Raw genomic sequence first — 6,947 nt, 5'->3', positions numbered from 1 at the left:
AGGTCTTCAGTATGATGATGGCAACGTCGGCATGAGTGGTGAAATCACCAACATAATCCATAACATGTTCCCCCTAGGTTAGAAATTGGACTAGCCTGGGAATTCGGCCAGACCAAGCTTCGACGACTCCGATCGGTCCTCACGCAGCGAGTGCACCAATGGCCCGATCACGATGATAGCGGCAAACAGCAGCACAATCTCTAGGAAATAGACGACTCCATAGCCGGTGAACATACTGATCAATCCCTGGCCCAGGGCGCCCTGCATGGCCAGATCGGAGACGAAGTCACGCAACGCGCCGCCCACGGCGATCGCGATACCGGCGGCCGTGGCCTGGACGGCCCCCCAGGCCCCGAGCGCCAATCCACTGTAGCCCTCACGGGCCATCCCCATCGCGGCGACCAGGGTGCCGACCATGAACAGGCCGGCCCCGAAGCCGATCAGCGTCGTGCCGATCCGAAACATCAGGATCGAGTCGACGGGGGCCGACAGCAGGATGATGATGAAGGCCAGCACACCGGCAACGCAGCCGAAGGCCGCCATCTGGAAGGGGTCGGAGCCGCGCCCGAGGAGGTGGGCCGCGAGGCCGCACGCGACCAGCGTGCCGCCGGCCAGCAGGGCCGTCAGGAAGGTCGTGCCCGAGACCGACAGGTGCAGGACCTGACCGCCGTAGGGCTCGAGCAGGATGTCTTGCATCTGGAAGCCGGCCGTACCGAGCCCGAGGGCGATGAGGAGCTTGGTCGCCTGGCCGCCGGCAGAGAACTCCCGCCAAGCCTCGCGGAACGAGGGCCGCTCGTTGCTCGGGTGGGTCCGCGCCGGGTTGCGCGGCTCCTGCTTCCACAGCGCGATCAGGTTGAGGATCATGGTCGCCACGGCGGCCCCGGAGACGACCTGGGCCAGGCGCTTGTAGCTGAAGTCGGCGAGCAGCGCGCTCAGGATCATCGCGCTGCCGACCATGCCCACCAGCAGCATCACATAGAGCAGGGCCACGACCCGCGGCTGCACCTTCGGCGGCGCGAGATCGGCCGCGAGCGCCAGACCGGCGGTCTGCGTCGTGTGCAGACCGGCGCCGACGAGCAGGAAGGCCACGGCGCCGCCGAAGTAGCCGGCCAGGACGTTGGTCGTATCTTGGGCAAGGAGGAACAGCGCCCAGGGCATGATCGCCAGGCCGCCGAACTGCATCAGATTGCCGAACCACATGTAGGGCACGCGGCGCCAGCCGATGAACGACGGATGGATGTCGGAGCGGAAGCCGAGCAACGCCCGGAACGGGGCGAAGAGGAGCGGCAACGACACCATCAGGGCGACGAGCCAAGTCGGCACGCCCAGCTCGACGACCATGACCCGGTTGAGGGTCCCCACCAGCAGGACGGTCGCGAGGGCCACCGACCACTGGAACATCGACAACCGCAGCAGGCGCGGCAGCGGCAACTCGGGCGTCGCCGCATCGGCGAACGGGAGAAACTTGGGACTGATCTGACGCCAGTCCCACTTCATTTGCGGGACATCGCTCTTCTTCATTTGGGTAGCAACTCGATAGCCTGAGACGTGTAGAAGCCACTGATGACGCGTTCGGTACGCGCCACCTGCCACCCCGCAAGAGACTCGTCGGCGGCGATCAGGTTCCGAAGGGTCGGCTCGGCGATCGGCTCGATGGCAGGGGCCCGGTCGCCCTTCGGGAAGATGCGCCCGACCATGTGCATCAATGCCAGCAGCGCGGTACGCGGGGCGAAGGTCAGGACCATCGAGCCATCGGTCCGCGCCGCCAGGCCGCCAATGACGCGCAACGCATCTTCGGCCTGATAGTGGATCAGCGAGTCCATCGCCAGTACGTGGTCGAACCGCCCGTAGCTCGGATCGAGCAGGTCGCCGACCAGGAATTCGATGCGCCCCGGCCCCAGATCGGCCGGCATGCGCTCGTGGGCGAGCTCGATCAGCGTCGGCGACAGGTCGACGGCGATGACCTCGGCGCCGCGTCGCGCGAGCTCGACGGCGACCGTCCCGGTGCCGCAGCCGGCATCGAGGACGCGCCGCCCGGTCAGATCGGCCGGCAGCCAACCGAGCAGGGTCTCGCGCATCCGGGTGCGCCCGGCCCGCACGGTCGACCGGATCCGCCCCAACGGCGCATCCGAGGTCATCCGCGACCAGGCGTCGGCGGCCGTACGATCGAAGTAGTTGGCGATCTGACCGCGCCGCTGCTGATACGTGGGACTGCCCATCAATCGAATCCAAGAAAGTCGAAAATGTCGCGATCCTTCATCGGCGTCGCCATGAGCGGCTCGGTCCCCTCCCAGAGGGCGGCAGCCAGGCGCAGGTACTCTTGCTGGGCGGCCTCCAACCCTGGAGCCGGATCCATCTCGAACAGCGTCGATTTCTTCAAGCGACTGCGCCGAATCACATCCAGGTCCGGGAAGTGGGCCAGTCGCCGCAGACCGACCGCCTCGGTGTAGCGATCGATCTCGTCGGTCGCCGCGCTGCGGTTGGCGACGACCCCGGCGATGCGCACCTGGTAGTTGCGCGCCTTGGCCATGATGGCGGCCGCGATCCGGTTCAGCGCGAAGATGGAGTCGAAGTCGTTGGCCGTAACGATCAGCGCCCGATGGGCGTGCTGCAACGGCGCGGCGAAGCCGCCGCAGACCACGTCGCCGAGCACGTCGAAGACCACGACGTCGGTGTCATCGAGCAGGTGATGCTGCTTGAGCAGCTTCACCGTCTGCCCCACGACATAGCCGCCGCAGCCAGTGCCCGCCGGCGGCCCCCCCGCCTCGACGCACTGCACGCCATTATAACCCTCGTAGACGAAGTCGCGAGGGCGCAACTCCTCCGGGTGGAAGTTGACCGACTCGAGCACGTCGATGACGGTCGGTACCAGCCGCTTGGTCAGCGTGAAGGTCGAGTCATGCTTCGGGTCGCAACCGATCTGGATGACGCGCTTGCCGAGCTTCGAGAAGGCGACCGACAGGTTCGACGAGGTCGTGCTCTTGCCGATGCCGCCCTTGCCGTAGACGGCGAAGACCTTGGCCTTGCCTATCCGCATCGTCGGGTCGAGCGTCACCTGGACGCTCCCCTCGCCGTCCGGCGGCGGCCCCTGAGGGTGACCTGCATTGCTCACGCGGCGGCCCCCTCGACGACGCCCTCGAGGCGGTCTTCGAGCTCCTCGCCGGCGCGGCGCAGCGCCTCGAGCGTCGCCGCATCCGGCTCCCAGTAGCGCCGCTCGTGGGCCTCCAGGAGCCGATGGGCGACCTTCACCGAGGCGGTCGGGTTCAAGGCCGCGAGGCGCTCGCGCATCTCCTCGTCGAGGACGTAGGTCTGGGTCAGCTGCTCGTAGACCCAGGGCGCGACCTGCCCGGTCGTCGCCGACCAGCCCATGGTGTTGGTGATGTGCGCCTCGATCTGGCGCACCCCCTCGTAGCCGTGCTTGAGCATGCCCTCGTACCACTTGGGGTTGAGCATGCGCGTGCGCGTCTCCAGCGCGACCTGCTCGGCGAGCGTGCGCACCTGCCCGTCGCCGCGCGTCTGATCGCCGATGTACACCGGCACCTCGGCGCCCTTGGCACGCCCCACGGCGCGGCTGATGCCGCCGAGGGTGTCGAAGTAGTGGTCGATGGTGGTCACCCCGAGCTCGACGGAGTCGAGGTTCTGGTAGGCGAGCTGCACGTTGGCGAGCACGCTGTTCAAGAGTTCCGCCTGGCGCACCGGCCGCCCGCTGCGCCCGTAGGCGAAGCACTTGCGCTGGGTGTAGGTCTCGGCCAGCTCGTCCTCGTCGCTCCAGCGGCTGTTGTCGATCAGGTGATTGACGTTCGAGCCGTAGGCACCATCGGCGTTGCTGAAGACGCGCAGCGCCGCGGTTTCGAGATCCACCCCGTGGGCGGCCTGGTACTCCAGGGCATGGCGGCGCACGAAGTTCGCCTCCAGCGGCTCGTCCTCGGCGGTGGCGGCGAGATAGGTGGCCTCGGCCAGGAGCTTGGTCTGCAGCGGCAGCAGGTCGCGGAAGATCCCCGAGAGGGTCATGACGACATCGATGCGCGGGCGCCCGAGCTCGGCGAGCGGGATCAGCTCGGCCCCGGCCAGGCGCCCGTAGCCGTCGAAGCGCGGGCGCGCCCCGATCAGCGCCAGGGCCTGGGCGATCGGCCCACCCTCGCTCTTCAGGTTGTCCGTGCCCCACAGCACCAGCGCGATGGTCTCGGGCAGCCCGGCCCCGGAGTCGATGTGGCGCGCGATGAGCCGCTCGGCCTGGCGCGCCCCGTCCTTGAGGGCGAAGACGCTCGGCAGGCGGAAGGGGTCGAAGCCGTGCAGGTTGCGCCCGGTCGGCAGGATCGCCGGGGTGCGCAGCAGGTCGCCGCCCGGCACCGGGCGCACGAAGCGCCCGTCGAGCGCCTGGCGGATCGCCGCGAGTTCGTGATCGACGCCGAGCAGGCGGGCGATCCCGGCGAGCTCGCCGTAGAGGGCGGCCTTGTCCGGGTTGTCGTGGGCTTGCGGCGCGCCCGCCTCGGCGGCCAGGACCTCGGCCAGCGGCCGCTCGGCGACCAGCGCCGCGAGCGCCGCCGCCGGCGGGCGTACCCCGTGGTTGGCCTCGGCCAGCGCCGCGAGCAGGTCGGCGCGCTCCTCGGCACTGGGCACCTCCCCGACCACGTGCAGCCCGTGCGGGATGAGGGTCTCCTCCAGTTCGAGCACCGCCTGCCAGAGCCGGTGCACCTCGCCCTCGGCCGCACTGAGCGCCCAGGCGGGCTCGGCGGGGGCGAGTTCGAGCTCCGCGGCCTGGGCCTGGATCAGCCCGACCAGCGCGCCGCGCTCCCCCGCCTCCTCGGGCGGCAGCGTGCGCCAGCGCTCGATCGAGGCCTTCAGCTCCAGCAGCCCGCGGTAGAGCCCGGCCTGGGCGAGCGGCGGGGTCAGGTAGCTGATCAGGGTCGCCGCCGCGCGGCGCTTGGCGATGGTGCCCTCGGAGGGGTTGTTGGCGGCGTAGAGGTAGAGGTTCGGCAGGTCGCCGATGAGGCGGTCCGGCCAGCACTGCGCCGACAGCCCGGCCTGCTTGCCGGGCATGAATTCGAGCGCCCCGTGGGTGCCGAAGTGCAGCACCGCATGGGCCTTGAGGTCTTCGCGCAGGTAGTGGTAGAAGGCGCTGAAGGCGTGCGTGGGGGTGAAGCCGCGCTCGAAGAGCAGGCGCATCGGGTCGCCTTCGTAGCCGAAGGCCGGCTGGATGCCGACGAAGACCTGGCCGAACTCGGCGCCGAGGATGAAGAGGCCCCGCCCGTCGCTCTGCTCGCGCCCGGGGGCCGGACCCCACTGGGCCTCGATCTCTTTGAGATGCGGCTCGCGCCGCACGTGGGTGTCGACCGGCACGTGGGCGTGGACGTTGGCCGTGGTGCCGTAGCGCGCCGCGTTGCCTTCCAGGAGCCGCGCCCGCAGGGCGTCGACGTCGGCCGGGACATCGACCCGGTAGCCGGCCTCGGCGAGCATCGCCAGCGTGTTGTAGAGGGATTCGAAGACCGCCAGGTGCGCCGCCGTGCCGACGTTGCCGGCGTTGGGCGGGAAGTTGAACAGGACGATCGCCACGCGCCGCTCGGCCGCCGGCGTGCGCCGCAGCGCCACCCAGCGCGCGACCCGTGCCGCCAGCTGCCCGACCCGCTCGGGGTGGGCGCGCATGTCGCGCCGCTGCCCGGCCTCGACCTGCGCCGAGCGCCCGCCGAAGACCATCGGCCCGCTCGCCCCGTCGAGCTCGGGGATGGCCACCATCATGGTCGCCTCCACCGGCAGCAGGCCCTGCTCGGAGCCTTCCCACTGCTCGAGGGTCTGGAACTCCAGCGGCTGCGCGGCGAGATAGGGGACGTCGAGCTCGGCCAGCGTCGCCTCGGCGGCCCGCGCGTCGTTGTAGGCCGGCCCGCCGACCAGCGAGAAGCCGGTCAGGGAGACCACCGCATCGACGAGCGTGCGCCCGTCGCGGCGGAAGTACTTGGCCACCGCCGGGCGGGCATCGAGCCCGCTCGCGAAGGCCGGGATGACCCGCAGCCCGCGGGCCTCGAGCGCCGCGATGACCCCGTCGTAGTGGGCGGTGTTGCCCGCCAGGACGTAGGAGCGCATCACCAACAGCCCCACCGTGCCGGCCTCGCCACGCCCGGCGGGCAGGCGCTCGGGCCGCTCGGCGATGCGGCCCTTGAGCCGCGGGTGGTAGAGCCCGACCTCGGGGTATTCGCTCGGCGCGCCGACCTTGAGCCGCCCGCGCAGGCCCCGTCGCGGGCCGTCGGCATAGCGGTCCACCAGCAGGCGCACCAGGTTGGCGACGTTCTCGTCCGAGCCCGCCAGCCAGTATTGCAGCGCGAGAAAATAGGCCCGCACGTCCTGCGCCGTGCCCGGGATGAAGCGCAGGATCTGCGGCAGGCGGCGCAGCATCGCCATCTGCTGGGCGCCGGCGCTGCCGCCCTCTTTGTCCTTCTTCGCCCCGCGCAGGCGCTTGAGCAGCGCCAACGGGCCGCGCTCGCTGCCGTCGAGGCGAAACCGCCCCAGGCGCGTCAGGCGGATCACCTCGCCGGCCGAGAGACACCCCACCAGCGCATCGCACTGCTCGGCGCGCGCCGCCAACGCCGGCAGCACCGCCGCGATGTGCTCCTCCATGAAGAGCATCGTCGCCACGATGATGTCGGCCTGCGCGATCGCCGCCCGGCAGCGCGACAGCGCCTCGGCGTCCTCGCTCCACTCCGCCGCCGCGTGCAGGCTCAGCTCCAGCCCCGGCAGCTCCGCGGCCAGCGCCGCCCGCGCGCGCTCCACCGCGCTCGCCAAATGACTGTCCAGCGTCACGATGACGACGCGCACCGGCGTCGCCTCAGCGTCCGAAATGGGCCTTGGCTTCATAGAGCGTCTCGACTGTGATCGTCTCCAACCCCCGCTCGCGTGCATAGCGCTGCGTGTTGCGCCGCGCCTTGCCCCGGACGAAGAACGGGATCTTGCCGAGC

At 70.3% G+C, this 6,947-nt stretch carries 5 protein-coding genes; all 5 read right to left on the bottom strand.

The features are described 5' to 3' along the window. Nucleotides 1-90 precede the first annotated feature (90 nt). On the bottom strand, nucleotides 91-1,521 hold the full coding sequence (locus CKO41_RS18060) for a BCD family MFS transporter (RefSeq protein WP_200383261.1): 1,431 nt from the start codon (nucleotides 1,519-1,521) through the stop codon (nucleotides 91-93). Beyond that, on the bottom strand, nucleotides 1,518-2,219 hold the full coding sequence (gene bchM, locus CKO41_RS18055) for a magnesium protoporphyrin IX methyltransferase (protein ID WP_200253033.1): 702 nt from the start codon (nucleotides 2,217-2,219) through the stop codon (nucleotides 1,518-1,520). Before bchM ends, CKO41_RS18060 begins: the two co-directional genes overlap by 4 nt. Beyond that, nucleotides 2,219-3,037: a ferredoxin:protochlorophyllide reductase (ATP-dependent) iron-sulfur ATP-binding protein gene (gene bchL / locus CKO41_RS18050; RefSeq protein WP_207144171.1), complete on the bottom strand. Its 819-nt coding sequence runs from the start codon at nucleotides 3,035-3,037 to the stop codon at nucleotides 2,219-2,221. Before bchL ends, bchM begins: the two co-directional genes overlap by 1 nt. A gap of 71 nt (nucleotides 3,038-3,108) precedes the next feature. Then, nucleotides 3,109-6,846: a magnesium chelatase subunit H gene (locus CKO41_RS18045; protein ID WP_200383260.1), complete on the bottom strand. Its 3,738-nt coding sequence runs from the start codon at nucleotides 6,844-6,846 to the stop codon at nucleotides 3,109-3,111. After that, a partial coding sequence (locus CKO41_RS18040; protein WP_200383259.1) for a hypothetical protein occupies nucleotides 6,818-6,947 on the bottom strand: 130 nt, incomplete at its 5' end. The genes CKO41_RS18040 and CKO41_RS18045, both read right to left, overlap by 29 nt.

Source organism: Thiococcus pfennigii, assembly GCF_016583835.1.
Lineage (GTDB): Bacteria > Pseudomonadota > Gammaproteobacteria > Chromatiales > Chromatiaceae > Thiococcus > Thiococcus pfennigii.
This window is presented reverse-complemented; position numbering and strand designations above follow the sequence as displayed.